A 17592-nucleotide genomic window follows, 5' to 3' on the forward strand; every position below is an offset into this window, starting at 1 on the left:
TTTACATTTAGGGAGATAGCAAAAGCCAAATAATGATCCTAGCCATAGATATCGGCAACTCTAATGTAACGCTCGGTTTGTACACTGATGGGCACTGGGCGCATTTTCACCGCCTGCCTACCAAGACCGACCGGCAGTCTGCTATGTTTTATCAGATGGGCTGCACTTCCTGGCTGATGGAACAGGGCATAGAGGCGGGGGCTATTGAGCAGGTTGTGGTGAGTACGGTTGTCCCGGCCCTGAAGCGCACCTTCGTACAGCTGAGCCGGCACCTGTTTGGCAGGGAGGCACTCCTGGTTGCTCCGGAAATCTACGAGCACCTACAGTTGAAAATCGACCGGCCCGAAGAGCTGGGCACTGACTTGTTTGCCAATGCAGTAGCAGCCCACTACCTGCACCGGCGGGACTGCATTATCGTGGACTTCGGTACGGCACTGACCTTTACGGTAGTGGACAGGGAAGGGCAGTTGCTGGGCGTTTCTATTGCCCCGGGCCTGAAAACGGCAATCGGCGCTTTGTTCCAGAAGACCGCACAGTTGCCGGAGGTGCCGCTGCAAATGCCGGAGTCGGCTATTGGCAGAGATACGGTACAGGCTATTCAAAGTGGAATCCTGGTAGGTTATGTGGGGCTGGTGCGGCATATGTTGGCCAGTATCCGGGCGGAAGTTGGGGAGCAATACATGGCTGTGGCCACCGGCGGCTTATCAGCTATTCTACATCCACTGCAGACGGATTTTGATGCTATTGACCCTCATCTGACGCTGGACGGGCTGCGGATCATCGCAGAAGAAACGACTAAAAAGCTTACAACCTAGACTATGCAAGTTTTTTCCAAGCTGCCGAATGTCGGCACCACTATATTCACTGTTATGTCGGCTCTGGCCAATGAGCACGGGGCGATCAATCTCTCTCAGGGTTTTCCCAATTTTGAGTCCCCGCAGCGGCTCACCGATCTGGTTTGCGATTACCTGCAGAAAGGGTACAATCAGTATGCGCCCATGCCGGGCCTGCCGGAACTGCGGGAAGCGATTGCCGGGAAAATCAACCTGATGTATGGTGTTGAGGTTGACCCGGGCTCAGAAATTACCATTACTGCGGGGGCAACACAGGCCATCTACTGCGCCATCGCTGCCTTCGTCCGCCCGGGCGACGAGGTCCTTTTGCTGGAGCCTGGCTACGACTGCTACCGGCCCGCCGTGGAAGTCAACGGAGGCATACCAGTCATATACGAACTCAAAGCCCCGGACTACAAAGTCAACTGGGACCATGTGGAAGCGCTCCTGACGCCGGCTACCCGCATGATCATCATCAACACGCCGAATAATCCCACAGGCAACACGCTCCAAACTACTGACCTGCTCGCGCTGCAGCAACTTACCTCCGGCACCGATATCCTGGTGCTGAGCGACGAAGTGTATGAGCACCTGATTTATGATGAGGCCAGCCACCAAAGCGTATTGCGGTTTCCGGGCTTGCGCAGCCGCAGCCTGGCGGCCTATTCTTTTGGGAAAACCTTCCATAATACGGGTTGGAAAATCGGCTACTGTGTCGCCCCGCCCGAGCTGACGGTGGAATTCCGGAAAGTACATCAGTACAACACCTTTGCGGTGCACCGCCCTACACAGCATGCTCTGGCCGACTACCTGCAGGATGCGGCTACCTATCAGAGCCTGCCGGATTTCTACCAGCGTAAGCGCGATCTGCTGCTGGAAGTTATGGCGGGCTCGAGGTTTAAACCGCTCCCTTGTCAGGGTACTTATTTCTGCAATTTCGATTATTCCGAGATCAGCGATGAACCGGACCGGGTCTTTGCGCATCAATTGATCACGGAGCATGGAGTGGCGGCTATTCCGGTTTCTGCCTTTTACACGAGCGGGCGGGACGAGCGCATCATCCGGCTCTGTTTTGCGAAAACCGAAGAGACGCTGCGGGCCGCTGGTGAGCGCTTGCGAAAAGTATAAAAGACGCATGTATAAGATCTATGGCATACGGCACCACGGGCCGGGCTCTGCACGGAGTCTTTTACAGGCGTTGGAAGCCCAGCAGCCCGACTGTCTGTTGATTGAAGCGCCGGAAGACGCCAGCTCTGCATTGGAGTACATGTTGCACCCCGGGCTGCACCCACCGGTCGCCATTCTCATCTATGATGCCAAAGACCTGCGGCACGCCTCCTATCTGCCCTTTGCGGAGTTTTCACCCGAGTGGCAGGCCGCGCAGTTTGGGTTGGCGCAGGGGTTGGATGTGCGGTTTATGGACCTGCCCATGAGCATGCAGTTTCAGTTAGATGAAGAGGAGCAGCAGCAGTTGTCGCTGTCTTTGCCGGATGCCGCCCGGGAAGCACCGGAAGTACGCGACCCTATGGGTTACATGGCCCGCCTGGCCGGCTACCGGGACAGCGAGCGCTGGTGGGAAGCCACCTTCGAACAGCCCGAGCATGATATCGATATTTTCGCAACCATAATTAGCCTGAACACGGCCCTGCGCGATGAACTCGGGCGGTCAGAGCGCCCCCTCAACCGTTTGCGGGAAGCTTACATGCGCAAGCAGCTGCGCAAAGCTATCAAAGACGGATTCAAGAATATCGCTGTGGTTTGCGGTGCCTGGCACACTCCTGCGCTGTACTACCTCGACCGCTTCAAGCAAAAAGACGATAATGCTCTGCTCAAAGGGCGCAAAAAGAGTAAAACCACTGCCACCTGGATCCCCTGGTCGTATCAGCGGCTGGCATTTCAGAGCGGGTATATGGCCGGTGTGGTTTCTCCGGCTTACTACGAGCTGCTCTTCAGCAAGCGGGAGGAGACCGTACAGTACTGGATGGCGCGGGTAGCCGGCTTGCTGAGAGGCGAGGGCTTTGACGCAAGTGCCGCACAAGCTGTCGATGCTGCCCGGCTTGCCCACACCCTTGCAGGCATGCGCGGCCAACCGGTAGCAGGCATTGATGCCATGAAAGAAGCTGCCCTGGCGGTCTTCGCGCAAGGGAGCCCGGAGCCTTTGGAGCTTATCGAACAGGAACTTATCATCGGGCAACAGGTGGGGGAAGTGCCGGACAGCATCCCGCAAATCCCTCTGCAGCAGGACATGGAAGCCCGCATCCGCTCCGCCCGGCTGACCAAGCTGTACAAGTCAGGTGCACCTGAAGATAAAGCCCTTGATTTACGCAAAGACACCCACCTGGATGCCAGCCACCTGCTGCATCAGCTGCGGATTTTGGATGTGCCCTGGGGGCGTGTTCAGGAGCAGCCGGACGGCAAGCTGGGCAGCTTCAGCGAGTACTGGCACCTGCACTGGCAACCCGAGTATGTTATCCGGCTTATACAGGCTGGGATGTGGGGCAATACCGTGGAAGCAGCCGCTAATAACTACCTCCTGAAAAAAGCTCAGGAAGCCCATAAGCTTGATGAATTGGTTGGTCTGGCTCGTGAGGCACTGTTAGCCGGGGTCACCGCTGCCTTTAACCCCCTGGTGCGCCAACTGGAAGACGCAGCGGCGGTTACTCAGGATGTGTACGCCCTTATGCAAGCCTTGCCCGTGCTGGCCGACATTCAGCGTTATGGCGATACCCGGCAGACGGATACGGAGGCCGTGGAAGCGCTGATCCGGCATATGGTGCCCCGTATTGCCATTGGACTACCAGCAGCGGTGCTGAATATTGAGGAAGAAGTGGCCCGCGACTGGCTACAGCAACTGGTGCAAAGCAACCGCGCCATCAGCCTGCTGAACGAGCCTGCATTTCACAAAGAGTGGAACCGGTCACTTGCGCAAATCACAAATGCCGCACCAGCCCACCCACTGCTCCGGGGGCTCTGTACCCGTATTTTGTTTGATAAATCAGTTCTGTCTGACGAGGCGGCGGGCACACATATGCGCTATGCCCTTTCCTCCGCTGCTGAAGCAGAGCAGAGTGCTTTGTGGCTCGAAGGTTTCCTCTATGGTAGTGGGCTGTTACTGATCCACATGCCGGCGCTCTGGCAAATTTTGGACGAATGGATTGCGGAACTGCCGCAGATGATATTCGAGCAGACCCTGCCTTTGCTTCGCCGTTCGTTCGCCAATTTCTCCCCTCCGGAGCGGGAAAAAATGCTGAGTCTTTCCAAAACCGGTGCGCCTAAGCCTGAGCCACAGGGAGAGGTATTGCCCAAAGCCAGCTTCGACCAAAAGCGCGCCAAGGTAGTCCTTCCCACCCTAAAGCTGCTGCTGGGGCTGGACTAATGCTGCCTGCACCGAATTAAAGGAACCTTAACCTCCACTTCATCTTCAGTTAAGGCTAAAAGAAGACATTTGCTATTGTAAATGTTGATTTCTTGCTGTCAAGACATCTTAATAAGATGCTAATCTTTCCTGCAATTTAAAGTCGCTTTTTAAAGCCAGGTTCGTGCCGCCCGGCACCTACCTGGTTATTTTGCAGGAGCAAAACGAAAACGAAGAATATCCTATACTGTAGCCCTTTAATTCTTTGGCTGTGCTGTTCCTTAGCACAGCCTTTTTTACATCATCCAGAGGACTCTGCCCAGTAATACTGCCGCAAAGACAATCAGTGCAATACCGGAGATACGCCGTAGCCAGAGCAGATGGATTGGGCGGAGCACCCGTCGTATGCGCTTAGCCAGCAGGACTTTCAACAAGTCGGTGATGATGATGGTGCCCAAAATGCCTCCAAAGAAATAGCGGGCTTCCATGAGTTCCATTTCTCCATCTACCACAACGGTAGAAGCGACACCAATCCAAAAGAAAAAAGTAAAAGGGTTGATGGTGTTGATGAGGAAGCCTTTGAGCCAAAGCCCGGAATAGGAGGACGTACGCACCGTTTCCTTCGACCATTCCGGGAGTTCGTGAGCTTTCGGTACGGTAAGTAGTGCCCCCAGCCCGAATGCAGAAAGGGTGATGCTGCCGCCAATGCCCAGGTACAAGCCAAAGTTGGGACCTTCCACCACCTGACTGATGTAAGCCAGCCCGAAGTACACGGCCGCGATGAACAGAAAGTCGCTCACCCAGATGCCCAGTCCTACGGTAGCTCCCGCCCGGAACCCCTCCTCCACGCCCGCCTGAATAATGGCGAAGAAGATAGGCCCAATGAGCATGGCGAGGATCAAGCCGACTTTGACCCCCTCAAAAATGAGGTTCATAACAGATAGAATTTGGTCAAAGGCTTAAGTACTGCTCAGTATGCTTGCATTCATGTGTTCTTCAATGGCTTCTGCCTCTACGGGAATGTGGGCGCAAAGGTCTACCGGGCCGTCATCGGTAACCAGGATGTCATTCTCCAGGCGGATGCCCAGCCCTTCTTCGCGAATGTAAATCGCAGGCTCACAGGTGAAGATCATACCCGCCTGTATGGGGTCGTAGCGGTTGGAGAGGTCATGCACATCCAGTCCAAGATGATGGGAGGTGCCGTGCATGAAGAATTTTTTATAAGCCGGGGCTTTTTCGTCCTGATTTTTGATATCTGTTTTGTCGAGTAGCCCCAGTTGGAGCAGTTCGCTTTCCACCATTTTGCCCACCTCCTTATGATAATCTTCCAGCATAGTGCCGGGCAACAGCATTTGCTGAGCGCCTCTCATGCAATGCAGTACAGCATCGTACACTTTGCGTTGTCGTTCTGTAAAGCGCCCGCTAACAGGTATAGTACGGCTCAGATCGGCAGCGTAGTTGGCATATTCTGCTCCAAAATCCAGGAGCAGCAGGTCGCCGTCCATACAGCGCTGATTGTTTTGAACGTAGTGGAGCACGCAGGTGTTTTTGCCACTGGCTACGATGGGCTCGTAAGCATGTCCCCGGGCACCGTTGCGGATAAACTCCGCGATGATTTCCGCTTCCACTTCGTATTCCATTACACCGGGGCGGACAGAATCCAGCACCTTCTCAAAGGCCTTGCCGGTGATATTCACCGCGTGGCGGATAAGTCCGACCTCCGTAGTAGATTTGATCATCGCCTGCTTTTTGAGCAAAGGCTGCGCCCGGTGAAATTTATGCAACGGGTAGCGTTCCTGTAGCAAACGGGCGAAGCGCATGTCCTGTGTTACGACCCCGGAGGCGAAGCGGTCGTGCTCATTGAGGTTAAGGTATACCCGCTTGGAAAGCAAAATGAGCTCATGAAGGATGTTGTCCATCTCATCGGCCCAGTAAATCTTCTCAATTCCGGAAATCTCCCGGGCTTGTTCCTTGGTCAGCTTGTCACCTTCCCAGATCGCGGTGCGCTCATCGGTACGGCGGATGAAAGCCACTTCCTGAAAGCCTTCCTTGATGCAATCGGGGAAGAGGACAATCACGGTATCTTCCTGGTCCAGCCCGCTGAGGTAGAACAGGCCGCTGTTTTGCCGAAAGGGGAAAAAGGTATCTCCGCTCCTGGGCATCAGGTCATTCGATTGAAAAATGGCAATAGAGTCCGGCTGCATTTTACGCATGAACCGCTGCCGGTTGTATCGGAAGAGGTCTGAGTTTATGGCTTCGTAACGCATGTCTTTTTGCTTTTGATCATAAGCAGGTTTCTTTCCTGCAGGAAAGCCCGTTGGGAAACAGCTGCCAAGTTGCAAAAATTGCCGCAAGAACAAAAGCCGGGAGGGTAGTTTGGAACGATTTTACGGTAGCGCCTTATAGTTTGGCGTCGACTTCCGCCAGTTCGTCCTCATCATAAGCGCCAAACCAGCGGTGGAGCTGCCCCTTAGCTTTTTCCTTGACCTCCTGATTGACATAGGCAGCGATAGTCACGAGGCCGAAAGCGAGCACCCCGATATCATCGGTATAGCCAATGATAGGCGTGAGGTCGGGCACGGCATCAATGGGCGAAAGGAAGTAGCCCAGGGTACCAAGCACGATGTTTTTTGCCCAGTAAGGCGTATCCTTGCGGCGGTAGGCGTAGAAAAGGAGCAGGGCAGAGTAGACTGTTTTCAGTCCTGCCTGACGGGCGTAGTCCCGGAGTTTATTCCAGAAACGGTTCTCAGAGAACTTATCGATGTAAGACCGAAATGGATTTTCCATAGCTTTAGAAGTTACTTATTAGCCAACTGCCCGCAGGCAGCGTCAATGTCTTTGCCCCTGCTGCGCCGTACGGTGACCATAATGCCCTGATCGCGGAGGTGGCGTGCGAAGTCATCAATCCGGTGCTCGGTGGACTTACGGAACGGCGCTCCGTCAATTGGGTTGTATTCAATGATATTGACTCTTACGGGAAAGTTCCTGCACAGGCGGGCCAGCCGGTCGGCATCTTCCAGAGTATCGTTGAAATCCTGGAAGGTAATGTATTCGTAGCTGATGCGGTTGCGTGTCTGCTGATAGTAATACTGCAGGGCCTCCATGAGCGTTTCCAGATTGTTCTGCTCATTGATCGGCATGATCTCGTTGCGCTTGGTATCGTCGGCAGCGTGGAGGGAAAGGGCGAGGTTGACCTTTACGGCATCCTCTGCCAGCCGCTTGATCATCTTGGCAATGCCTGCGGTGCTGATGGTGATGCGGCGGGGCGACATATTGAGCCCGTCCTCGTTGGTGATGCGGTCGATGCTTTCCAGCACATTTTTGTAGGCCAGCAGCGGCTCACCCATACCCATGTACACGATATTGGTGAGTGGGTGCCCGAAGTGGGCCTCGCACTGCTGATTGACCATCACCACCTGATCGTAGATTTCGGCAGCATCAAGGTTGCGAAGGCGCTTCATACGGCCGGTAGCACAGAAGGTGCAGGAAAGACTGCAGCCCACCTGTGAAGACACGCAAACGGTATATCGGTTATCGGCGGGTACCGGAATGAGCACGGACTCAATCAGGTGCCCATCGTGCAGGCGGAAGCGCGACTTGATGGTGCCGTCTTCGCTATGCTGTACCTCATCTGTGATGATGGCATTGATGGCAAAGCGGGCTTCCAGTTTTTCACGCAGGCCTTTGGAGAGGTTGGTCATTTCTGTGAAAGTGCGGGCACCTTTTTTCCATAACCACTCATAGACCTGTTTGGCACGGAATTTCTTCTCGTCCATACCCAGAAAGACCTCCTGAAGTTCCTTTAGGCTCAATTGCCGTATATCAGCTTTATCGGTATCTGTTAGAGTCATGATATTCTGCTTCGCATTTCGGACCCGGTCAAACCTGCCGGCACTTTTTCTCCAGCCAGGCTTGCTCTGCACTATTAAGCAGTGGGGACAATTCCTTCAACACCCGAGCGTGATATTCGTTGAGCCATTGCCGCTCTTCTGTGCTCAGCAAGGGCAACAAAATCAGATCGGTAGCAATAGGGAATAGGGTCTGAGGTTCAAAGGTATAGAACTTTCCGGTGTCCGTCTCCATCTTTTCTACACAGAGGTCCAGATTTTCGATACGGATGCCATATTCGTCTGCTTTATAAAACCCCGGCTCATTGGAGGTCAGCATGCCCGGCACGATTGGTGTTTGCCCGCGGCTGGTCCGTGGGTTGGGGGTGATGCCCTGTGGGCCTTCGTGCACATTGAGGAAATGCCCGACTCCATGCCCGGTGCCATGTCCGTAGTTGAGCCCGGCTGCCCAAAGGTGCTGCCGGGCAAGTATGTCCAGTTGTACCCCGGTAGTGCCTTCCGGGAAAATAGCACTGGATAAGCCGATATGCCCTTTGAGTACCCGGGTGTAGTGGTCTTTAACTTTTTCACTTACCGGGCCAAGGGCGACGGTACGGGTAATATCAGTAGTGCCTTCCCGATATTGCCCGCCGGAATCGAGCAGGAGTATGCCTTCCGGTCGTATCCTTGCTGCGGTATCGGCTTCTGCCCGGTAATGCACGATGGCGCCATTGCCGGTATACCCCACAATGGCCGGGAAGCTTTCGCCGAAGTAGCCTTCCTGTTCAGCCCGGAAGCCCGCCAGCTTTTCGCCCAATTCAAATTCGGTGGGGCTGGCTCCTTTATCCAGGGCATCTTCCAGCCAACGGTAGAGGTGCAGTAAGGCCACGCCGTCTTTGCGCATGGCAAGTTTTAGATTTTCTTTCTCTATGGTGTTGCGTACCGCTTTGAGGGGAGCGATGAGGTTAGGCGTTTTCATCCACCGGGCGGCTTCCAGCAGTTCGTAAAGGAAAACGCTCAGGGCTTCCGGCTGATAACCAATTTTTTGGTTGGCGCCTGCATGCCGCAGGGCTTCTGCGATGCCGGCGTAGGGGTTAATGGAAATGCCATCCTGCTCCAGGCTTTGTTTAAGGCGGTCAGGGACTTTACCCGGGTCAATGAACCATTGCGCGCTTTCTGGTCCGAGAAGGAAGTAGCTGATGGCGACCGGATTGCACTCCACGTCGTTGCCGCGGATGTTGAGGAGCCAGGCGATTTCGTCCAGGGCAGTGACCAGGTAACAAGAACCCTCCTTCATTTTACTGCGCACGGCATTGAGTTTATCAGCCCGGGTTTGTCCCGCGTATTTTTGCTCCAGCTCGAAAACTTCATCACCGGGCAGCGGCGGGCGGTCCGCCCACAAGTCGTCAATCAGGTAATTGCTGAAGCTTAGCTCAATGTGCTTTTCAGCAAGCTTACGGCGGGCTGATCGTGCCTGGCTAACCGTAAACAGCCGGGCATCGCAGCCCACCGCAGCACCGGAAGGCAAATGCTCGCAGAGCCATTCCAGGTGCTCCGCAGTATAGGGCACTGTCAACTTTTGAAGTTCAAATTCTGATCCGGCAAGTTGGGCTTCCGCCTGAATGAAGTAGCGGGAGTCGGTCCACAAATGGGCAGTGGAAGCGGTGACGACTGCGGTGCCGGCCGAGCCTGTAAATCCGGTAAGCCAGCGGCGGGCCTGCCAGTGGTCCGCAACGTACTCGCTTTGGTGCGGATCCTGGCTTGGAATGATGTAGGCGTCGAGCCCGTTTTCCTGCATAGCCTGCCGCAACCCGCCCAGTACAGGGGCTTTAGAAGAATTCGATGTTTTTTTTGGCATATTTTTTGCTAAATATTAAAATTCCCTTGATATTTGAAGTGTATAGCGCGTACAACACTTTACCCCTCATTCCGTTTTTCTGATTTGCAAAAGATAAGAAAATTCAGTAAATAGAAACTGTTTGTTGTAGTAGCCAGTAACCTATTTATCGCAAAAAACTTCTTGGGTGAAGTTCACCGCATAAGTAAACCACTCAGCAAGAGCTTGCTTTTAAGCAAAAGGGGCACAACAAACAGTCAACCTAAAATCAGTCCCCATGCTGAAACAGAGTCTAAGCCAGAAAATGCTACAGAAGCTGTCGCCGCAGCAGATTCAGCTTATGAAGCTGCTGCAAATACCGACGGCTACCCTGGAACAACGCATTAAGGAGGAGTTGGAAGCGAACCCGGCTTTGGAGGAAGGCGAGGAACGCGATGAGATTGTAGACCTGGCCGAGGAGCAGGGGAACGATGACTTTGATGACGAGCCCTACGAGCTGGATGATTACCTCAATGAATACATCGAGGACGACCCCACCACCTACAAAACACAATCCAATAACTACAGCGCTGACGAAGAAGATAAAACTGTACCCATTGCTGTGGAGCATTCCTTCCACGAGTACCTGGAGGAGCAGGTCGGCCTTATGCAGCTCGAGGATGAGCGCAAAGAAGCTATTGCGCTGCAGATCGTAGGGAGTATTGATGAAGATGGCTACCTGCGCCGGGAGCCGGATTCTATCATTGATGATTTGATGTTTGCCCAAAATATCTTCGCTGACGAAGCCGAAATCCTGGGACTGCTCAAACAGATTCAGCGGTTCGAGCCGCCGGGTATCGGCGCACGGGACTTGCAGGAATGCCTGCTCATACAGCTGGAGATCAAGGCCGAACAGGATGACGAGGAAGATTTCCTGGACTTTGAGGAGCGGGAAGACCTCGACCTGGCCATTAAGGTCATCCGCGATTACTTTGACGAATTTACCAAAAAGCATTACGATAAACTCCTGCGCCGGCTGGACATTACCAACGATGACCTAAAGGCTGCTATTGATGAGATCATCAAGCTCAACCCTAAGCCAGCCAGTGGCTTTTCCAGTGGCGGCAACAGCCGGGCTAATCAATATGTCGTGCCGGACTTCATCATCCAAAACCGCGATGGAGAGCTGGAACTGACCCTCAACTCCCGGAATGCGCCCGACCTGTGCGTGAGCGATCAGTATCAGGATATGCTGCGGTCCTACAAAAAGAAGACGGCAGGGCGGCGGAACAATAAGCAGGAGCGGGAGGCCATCATGTTTATTAAGCAGAAGATCGACTCTGCCCGGTGGTTTATCGATGCGATTCGGCAGCGGCAGGATACGATGTACCGGACCATGTATGCCATTTTGCAGTACCAGTATGATTTCTTCCTGACCGGGGATTCTACCAAGCTTAAGCCGATGATCCTCAAGGATATCGCGGACATTACCGGTCTGGATATTTCCACCATCTCCCGGGTGGCGAATAGTAAGTTTGTACAAACAGAGTTTGGCACCAAACGCCTAAAGGAGTTTTTCTCAGAGTCCATGTCGAAGGAAGACGGGGAGGAGGTTTCCACTCTGGAGGTAAAGCAGATTTTGGAAGACATCATCGGGCAGGAGAACAAGAAAAAGCCGCTTTCTGACCAAAAACTGCAAAAGGCGCTGGAGGACAAGGGCTATCAGATTGCCCGGCGTACCGTTGCCAAATACCGGGAGCAGCTCAATATCCCGGTGGCCCGCCTTCGTAAAGAACTGTAGAGCGCATCAGCTGAGCTAATCCAGTATTTTCAGGAGGTCCATCCCAAGTTGTGTCGCTTCGGCCCCGGCTTGGGCAGTCAGGACGACCACCCCGATCTGCTCATCTTTTACAAAACCGGCAAAGGCGCTATAGCCTGCGGTGCCACCATTCATCCATACTGCCAGTCTGGGGTGTGGTTCAGGCAGGTAAGATACGAGCCATCCGTAGGCTGCCTGTGTGCTGTATTCCAAGGTGGGAAAGCTGACGTCTGCCCGCGCCTGTTGGCCTTCGAGCATGGTGTTTTCCCAATTCTTTTCCGGATTCAGGTAAGCGTTGAGGATATCTGTCAGGTCGGCAGTGGTCGATTTGAGCCCCGCAGCAGGCGCAAGTGTTTTAAAGTGCCAGTTATCGGTACGCCGTCCACGATCATTATGCCCTTCTGCCAGGCGTGTGCGCTGTTCGGCGCTGATGTCCACTTTGGTGTCCTGCAGCCCAAGGGGGCGCAGAATGTGCTGGTGGAGCAAATCTTCGTACCGCTGATTGGTAGCGCTTTCCATAGCCATGCCGAGCAGTGCGATCCCGGCATTGGAAAAATGATAGCTATGCCCCGGTTCTGATTTGAAAGTTGCCTCCTCCAGTTTTTGTAGTAGTTCCGCACTCCTAAGCCCGGTAGCAGGCCCGGTAAGGAAGGCTGCCTTGCCGATGGGGTGCCAGTCGTACAAGCCGAGGCCGGAATTCGGCAGGCCCGAAACGTGGCTGGCCAAGTCGCAGCCGGTGATGCATACGGATGCCCGGGAGTGGTCATTGGAGCAACTCATGATACGGCGCACCGGGGTGCCCGGCAGCACTACTTCCGCACAGCGTTGAGGCTGAAACCTGGGTGGGGATAAGCTATCGGGTAAGTAGAAGGCAATTTCCCGTTCCGGGTTATACCTGCCTTCTTCAGCCAAGCGGAGCATAAGTGTGGTGGTAAAAACACTGCTCAGCGCGCCAATTTCGTAGAGCGTATGTTCACTGGGTGGAGAACGATCAGCCTTTGAAAGGCGGCCAAAGTGGTGGTAAGTCACCTGCCCATCCTTAATAATAGCAATGGAAACTGCCGAGGGGCGCTGCGCATCGGCAAATTCCTGCAGCCGTTCCATTAGAGGCTGTGCAGTCAGGCCGGGTAAAATCAAAAGCGCAGTGGTTAAGAGGAGGAGCATCTTTTTCATGGCAGTATATTTTTGGTGGACCAATAGAGATGCTTCATTGCCCAACTAGGGCGGTACAGGTTTAGGGGATTCGGTTTTTCGGTCTGGTATTGTGGTAAAATAGGCTAAGTTTGGCATAATTTGATTTAATTTGGTTATTTCAAAATTAAGGTCTTTGCAGGCTGCTTCGGGTTGAGAATCCGCAAGGGAGAAAGCTGATTTTTATCAATATGCTCAGAAGGTTAAATATTCATCGGTTTAATATCTACCAGGTGCCCTCCTCGTTTTTGAGCCTGAGGGTGGCGGTAATTTTGCTCGTGGCCGAGCTGCTCATTAGCCAGGTTGGCTTTATGGTGCTGGAGTCCTACTCCTTTTCCGAAGCGTTCTACATGACGGTCATCACCATTTCTACGGTGGGCTTTACGGAGGTGCAGCCGCTCAGCCCGGTCGGGCGTTTTTTTACCTCCGGGCTGATCATTACAAATATTGGTATTTTCGCCTATGTCCTGGCGGTGTTTTCTTACTATGTAATCCAGGGTGAAATTTTCAAAAACATGCACTTTAACCTCATTAGCGCATCTATTGATAAGCTGTCCGGCCATGTAATCCTTTGCGGATATGGCAAGTACGGGCGTGAGATCGCCTTGCATTTCCACAAGCACGATGTGGATTTTGTGGTCATTGAGAATGACCCGCACAAGATCGAGGAACTGCAAAAAAGCGAAGACCGCATTCTCTACCTCGAAGACGATGCGACTCACGATGAAGTGCTGGTAAAGGCCGGTATCTCCCGGGCGAGTGCACTGATTTCTTCCCTGCCTGATGACTCCGACAACGTTTTTGCCGTACTCACTGCCCGGCAGCTCAATCCCCGCCTGACCATCATCAGCCGGTCCAAGGACTTCCGGTCCCAGAAAAAGCTGCTGATGGCGGGCGCGAACCATGTGGTCATGCCAGAGCAGATAGGGGGTTTCTATATGGCCACTTTGTTCAGCAAGCCTGGTGCCGTGGAGTTCTTTTCCTACATCACCAATGAGTACCAATCCGATATCGGCTTTGAGGAAGTGACCTACGCCGACCTGCCTGCCGAATGTCAGGGCCGGTCGCTCCGGGAATTGCATATCCGTCAGGAAACCGGCAGCAATATCATTGGCTACAAAGCACCGGACGGGCACTATGAGGTCAATCCTTCTCCGGATACCATCCTGGAAAAAGGGGCTAGCTTTATTGTGTTGGGCAATAGCCGGCAACTAAAGCGCTTGCGGGATTATTTGGAGCATTACTCTGAAACACACTGATCGTCCCATCCCAGTCAGGCGGAGCTTGCGGGAAGGCAATAATTTCTTTAAAGAGGAAAGTCATCGCTTTCAGGCATATCTTAGTGCACGACTACTATAAGGTGAATACCAGGATTGTATGGAATGCGATTGAAAACAAGCTGCCTGAAATGAAGCTGGAGATAGAGCAAATGCTGGAAGAAGAATGATGCCCGGGTAATTATTTGAATTGTAATACCCGGGCAACACGCTCAGCATTGACGTTAGGAAACCACCTCTACTCACTCCGCCGCCCAAATATGGCACCAATCTTCACCTCTACGCCCTGATCAGCCAGCAGCTTCACATTTTTTGCCCCTTCGCCGGTAGTGGTGAAGGTCGCCACGATGTGCATGGAAGCCGCCGGACGGATACGGTCGAACCGGTCTTCCGGATAGTCGATGAAGGTGACTTTTTCGGCAATATTGGTGGAAATGCCGTTGTCGTCAGCAGCGGCCCCCTCCATGATGAGCTGCTCGCCGGTGAAAAGCGAATCCAGCACCACGCCCTGCTCATCCAGGAAGTAACCCTGAATGGAGACATTGAGCGGGAGCTCGTTTTGCGTCACCATCTTGAACTCGGCTTTGTACACTTCCTGCCCCAATTCTCCCAAAGAAAGGTCAATGGTGTCCTGCGATAGGAAGTCCACGGCACTGCCATACAGCGGCAGGTCCACCTCCACGTCTACCTGATAGGAGCTGCTATCGGTCAGGAACCCACGGATGTTCCGGTTGCTGTCGGGGTGCGTAATGGCGTCCACATCGTAGTCGATCGCCAGTGGGCCTGCGCCCAGGATTTCGTCAATATTGGAATTGTCTTTGTTGAAAACGTAACGCTCCACGTAAGTCTCGCCCACTTCGTCAAGCCCGGGGTAAACGAAATCGATGCCGTTGTCAATGAGTTCACCCTCCAGTGGCAGGGTCTCACCCCGCACGGTGAAGACATTAAAAAGATTGACCCTGGAACGGGTGGGGATGCCAAAGGAGTTTTCTACCCGGAAAGTAACGGTAGGGTCGGCAAAGTAGATATCGCCCTTCACCCAGTCATCAAAAAAGTCGATGATAATGGTATCCCGGCCACCGGCTTGCACTTCGGTTCCAAAGTAGCCCTCCATGTAGGAAAAAGCCAGGTCGGAAAGGTTGATCCCCCCAAAGGCGATGGTGTCTTCCTGCCCGCCTTCCCGGATGAGCTCGTACTCCACGTAGATGGAGTCGGTGCCCTGAGCAGTGATGATTTCGGTGCCGGCCAGGTTGAAGGGGTTGAAAATGTTGGTATAAGGCGAAAGCGTGCCTTCTCCATCGTAGCCTGCTGCTGAGCCGGTGAGTTGCAAAGGCTCCCCGTCCTTGTACAAGTCCGGAAAGGTTAGGGTGACGGTGACGGGTTCCGGATGAGCATTTTGAAATGCCCAGACTAGTTGACCTTGTTTTATTTTCAGGCGGTCGAACTCTGCTCCTTCTGCCGTTTTAAGTGGCAGCCCAATTCGTTGAGCGAAGAGTGGAATGGGTTGCCCGTTCAGCGATTCATTGATTCGGGCAAAAAGGGTATCGCTGTTCTGGGCAATGATATCCCCCCGGTATTCAAAATGGATGACACCCTCCTCGTCGATGTAAAGGGCGGCAAGGTCGCCGGTGCTCTCCAGCGCATCCCGGATAGAAAGCCGGGAGTTGACAATGGGGAATGCATATTCGGCATCGTAGCGGGCACCATCAATGCTGGAGAGGTCTTCGAAGTCCTGACAGCCAGTAAAGAAAAAGGCCACGGCAAGCAGGGTGAAAAAGGTTGATTTTTGGGTCATACAAGCAATATGTTGGTACGAAACAAAGCAGAATTTTGCTCTGCCTGTCTATGAACAGGAAATGATGCTGATTTATTTTGTGGGTGTCTTTTCAGCAAGCGGGGATAGTGGTCGCTCAAAGTTAATCAAAGGCGTAGGTGTTGCGGTCGTTCAGGTACAAATGAGAATGTCTCCCGGCAATCAATTTGCTAAATAGGGGCGCGGGTGGGCTATCATTTGCAAATGCGGGGCTAATTTACGTATCTTCCGAGCAGTAACAAAATCGCATGGCATGCAGGAAAAGGAAGCCCCGGCGGCACTGTCTTCCATCGTTGGCCAGGCCCGGCAGTTTGTGCTGCGGCTGTACAGCCAAAAACAGGATGCCCGGCTATTGCTCCACAACTACAGCCTCGGGGCTGCCCTTTCTGAGGCAGTCGTGGAAATCGGTCAGGCCGAAAGCGCTTCGCCGGCAGTTATTGAATCTGCGGTGCTGGCCGCCTGGTTTCTGCCCACGGGCTGGTTGTTTGATGCGAATGCCCCGGCGAATTACAGCCCCAAGGTCGCCCAGCAGTTTTTTCAAAAAGCAGGCACAGCACCTGAGGTACAGCAATCCGTGGTGATGGCCATTCAGCAGGTACTGGCAGGGACCATGCCGGCCACTACCACGGGCAGGCTGCTGAGTGATGCCTACGCCTACGTGGTTTATCTGAGCGAAGGCGAGGATCGCCTGATCGCACTGCGCATTGAGCAGGAAATGCTATCCGGGCAGAACCACACGAAGATAACCTGGTCGAGAGAAGTACTGGAGCATCTCCTCCGCGTCAAGTGGCATACTCACCACGGACAGGCCCATCTACAGCCCCTTTTGGCGAAAGCCATACACGAACAGCGCGCAGAGGTGGAAAAGCGCATTGAAAAAGAAGAAGTGCAGCAGGGGCGCTTCACCAATCTCGAAAAGAAAGACCCGGTACGTGGCGCTCAGACTTTTTTCCGCACCAACTACCGCAACCATATCAACCTCAGCGCCATCGCCGACAACAAAGCCAACATCATGATCAGTGTGAATGCCATTCTGGTATCGGTGCTGATCACCTTTTTGTCTTACCGGAATATTGGGGAAAACTCCCCTCAGATCCTGCTGCCTGTAGTGGTCTTCCTGGTCACAGGCATGTCCTCCCTGATTTTCGCGGTGCTTTCTGCCCGCCCAAAAGTGACCCGTCTCAACCCTCAGCAGGCCGACCCGCAGACCGCTAAGCAAAACCTGGTCTTCTTTGGCAACTTCGTACAGCTTGACCTCGAGGATTACGAAACGGCCATGGATGAGCTATTCCAGGATGGTGAATTACTCTATGGGAACATGGTGCGCGATCTCTACTTCCTGGGCAAAGTTCTGGACAAAAAGTACCGCTATCTCTCGATTTCCTATACTGTGTTTATGGTTGGCTTTATTGCTACGGTGGTCAGCTTTCTGGTGATGTTGCTGGTTTAAACCTATTAGCCATTCTCAAAGCCATGCGGCCTCAATTTTTGGGTGTACCCGCAGTAAATAGCCGAATGGAGATCACGAATGTTATAAGCTGATTTGTTAGCTATTAGCCGAGTCAGTGGCAAGATGGTTTAAAGTTTAAACTTTATCTTTGCGGTTCTGGACCGGCATAACAGGCAACAGCTCCGGTCATTTAGCTCACAAACAGGTCAGT

At 53.3% G+C, this 17592-nt stretch carries 14 protein-coding genes; 7 read left to right on the forward strand and 7 right to left on the reverse strand.

Annotated elements, in window-relative coordinates; genetic code table 11:
• Positions 1-32 precede the first annotated feature (32 nt).
• Genes ACO08I_RS17760 through ACO08I_RS17770 form a run of 3 tightly spaced genes read left to right on the forward strand, consistent with a single transcriptional unit; the run spans position 33 to position 4209 of the window.
• Positions 33-815: a type III pantothenate kinase gene (locus ACO08I_RS17760; RefSeq protein WP_282773892.1), complete on the forward strand. Its 783-nt coding sequence runs from the start codon at positions 33-35 to the stop codon at positions 813-815.
• A gap of 3 nt (positions 816-818) precedes the next feature.
• On the forward strand, positions 819-1961 hold the full coding sequence (locus ACO08I_RS17765) for a methionine aminotransferase (RefSeq protein WP_282773893.1): 1143 nt from the start codon (positions 819-821) through the stop codon (positions 1959-1961).
• A 7-nt stretch (positions 1962-1968) separates the two neighbouring features.
• Positions 1969-4209 (forward strand): DUF5682 family protein, encoded by a 2241-nt coding sequence (locus ACO08I_RS17770; RefSeq protein ID WP_421946649.1) that lies wholly within the window; start codon positions 1969-1971, stop codon positions 4207-4209.
• 275 nt (positions 4210-4484) lie between these two features.
• Here the strand turns inward: ACO08I_RS17770 and ACO08I_RS17775 are convergent, their stop codons facing one another.
• From ACO08I_RS17775 to ACO08I_RS17795, 5 genes are all read right to left on the reverse strand, one after another.
• Entirely contained in the window at positions 4485-5123 is a 639-nt protein-coding gene (locus ACO08I_RS17775; protein ID WP_044219021.1) for a LysE family translocator, read from the reverse strand.
• Positions 5124-5147: 24 nt separating this feature from the next.
• Positions 5148-6455, reverse strand: coding sequence for an aminopeptidase P N-terminal domain-containing protein (locus tag ACO08I_RS17780; RefSeq protein WP_421946650.1), 1308 nt, complete (start codon positions 6453-6455; stop codon positions 5148-5150).
• 133 nt (positions 6456-6588) lie between these two features.
• Positions 6589-6975, reverse strand: coding sequence for a YkvA family protein (locus tag ACO08I_RS17785; RefSeq protein WP_421946651.1), 387 nt, complete (start codon positions 6973-6975; stop codon positions 6589-6591).
• A gap of 11 nt (positions 6976-6986) precedes the next feature.
• On the reverse strand, positions 6987-8039 hold the full coding sequence (gene rlmN, locus ACO08I_RS17790; RefSeq protein ID WP_421946652.1) for a 23S rRNA (adenine(2503)-C(2))-methyltransferase RlmN: 1053 nt from the start codon (positions 8037-8039) through the stop codon (positions 6987-6989).
• Positions 8040-8067: 28 nt separating this feature from the next.
• Positions 8068-9873: an aminopeptidase P family protein gene (locus ACO08I_RS17795; RefSeq protein WP_421946653.1), complete on the reverse strand. Its 1806-nt coding sequence runs from the start codon at positions 9871-9873 to the stop codon at positions 8068-8070.
• A 256-nt stretch (positions 9874-10129) separates the two neighbouring features.
• On the opposite strand from ACO08I_RS17795, the gene rpoN reads away from it, so the two are divergent.
• Entirely contained in the window at positions 10130-11632 is a 1503-nt protein-coding gene (gene rpoN / locus ACO08I_RS17800) for an RNA polymerase factor sigma-54 (protein ID WP_282773905.1), read from the forward strand.
• Between the two features lie 15 nt (positions 11633-11647).
• Here rpoN and ACO08I_RS17805 read toward each other — a convergent pair whose 3' ends face one another.
• Positions 11648-12823 carry a serine hydrolase domain-containing protein gene (locus ACO08I_RS17805; protein ID WP_421946654.1) on the reverse strand — a complete coding sequence of 392 codons (1176 nt, stop codon included), beginning with the start codon at positions 12821-12823 and terminating at the stop codon, positions 11648-11650.
• A gap of 209 nt (positions 12824-13032) precedes the next feature.
• On the opposite strand from ACO08I_RS17805, the gene ACO08I_RS17810 reads away from it, so the two are divergent.
• Both ACO08I_RS17810 and ACO08I_RS17815 read left to right on the forward strand, forming a co-directional pair.
• Positions 13033-14100: a potassium channel family protein gene (locus tag ACO08I_RS17810; protein WP_044219043.1), complete on the forward strand. Its 1068-nt coding sequence runs from the start codon at positions 13033-13035 to the stop codon at positions 14098-14100.
• A gap of 62 nt (positions 14101-14162) precedes the next feature.
• Complete coding sequence (locus ACO08I_RS17815) at positions 14163-14288, forward strand: HepT-like ribonuclease domain-containing protein (RefSeq protein ID WP_394333425.1); 126 nt, start codon at positions 14163-14165, stop codon at positions 14286-14288.
• 68 nt (positions 14289-14356) lie between these two features.
• Here the strand turns inward: ACO08I_RS17815 and ACO08I_RS17820 are convergent, their stop codons facing one another.
• Complete coding sequence (locus tag ACO08I_RS17820) at positions 14357-15913, reverse strand: hypothetical protein (RefSeq protein WP_044219045.1); 1557 nt, start codon at positions 15911-15913, stop codon at positions 14357-14359.
• Between the two features lie 271 nt (positions 15914-16184).
• On the opposite strand from ACO08I_RS17820, the gene ACO08I_RS17825 reads away from it, so the two are divergent.
• Complete coding sequence (locus tag ACO08I_RS17825) at positions 16185-17381, forward strand: Pycsar system effector family protein (RefSeq protein ID WP_044219048.1); 1197 nt, start codon at positions 16185-16187, stop codon at positions 17379-17381.
• The last annotated feature ends 211 nt before the right edge of the window (positions 17382-17592 follow it).

This window comes from Phaeodactylibacter xiamenensis (assembly GCF_965229835.1).
Lineage (GTDB): Bacteria > Bacteroidota > Bacteroidia > Chitinophagales > Saprospiraceae > Phaeodactylibacter > Phaeodactylibacter xiamenensis.

Bases quoted from the DNA above. Each gene is read 5' to 3' on its own strand.
- ACO08I_RS17785 (WP_421946651.1), bottom strand. From the start codon at position 6,975: ATGGAAAATCCATTTCGGTCTTACATCGATAAGTTCTCTGAGAACCGT.
- ACO08I_RS17765 (WP_282773893.1), top strand. From the start codon at position 819: ATGCAAGTTTTTTCCAAGCTGCCGAATGTCGGCACCACTATATTCACT.
- ACO08I_RS17825 (WP_044219048.1), top strand. From the start codon at position 16,185: ATGCAGGAAAAGGAAGCCCCGGCGGCACTGTCTTCCATCGTTGGCCAG.
- ACO08I_RS17795 (WP_421946653.1), bottom strand. From the start codon at position 9,873: ATGCCAAAAAAAACATCGAATTCTTCTAAAGCCCCTGTACTGGGCGGG.
- ACO08I_RS17770 (WP_421946649.1), top strand. From the start codon at position 1,969: ATGTATAAGATCTATGGCATACGGCACCACGGGCCGGGCTCTGCACGG.
- ACO08I_RS17780 (WP_421946650.1), bottom strand. From the start codon at position 6,455: ATGCGTTACGAAGCCATAAACTCAGACCTCTTCCGATACAACCGGCAG.
- ACO08I_RS17810 (WP_044219043.1), top strand. From the start codon at position 13,033: ATGCTCAGAAGGTTAAATATTCATCGGTTTAATATCTACCAGGTGCCC.
- rpoN (WP_282773905.1), top strand. From the start codon at position 10,130: ATGCTGAAACAGAGTCTAAGCCAGAAAATGCTACAGAAGCTGTCGCCG.
- ACO08I_RS17805 (WP_421946654.1), bottom strand. From the start codon at position 12,823: ATGAAAAAGATGCTCCTCCTCTTAACCACTGCGCTTTTGATTTTACCC.
- ACO08I_RS17820 (WP_044219045.1), bottom strand. From the start codon at position 15,913: ATGACCCAAAAATCAACCTTTTTCACCCTGCTTGCCGTGGCCTTTTTC.
- ACO08I_RS17760 (WP_282773892.1), top strand. From the start codon at position 33: ATGATCCTAGCCATAGATATCGGCAACTCTAATGTAACGCTCGGTTTG.
- rlmN (WP_421946652.1), bottom strand. From the start codon at position 8,039: ATGACTCTAACAGATACCGATAAAGCTGATATACGGCAATTGAGCCTA.
- ACO08I_RS17775 (WP_044219021.1), bottom strand. From the start codon at position 5,123: ATGAACCTCATTTTTGAGGGGGTCAAAGTCGGCTTGATCCTCGCCATG.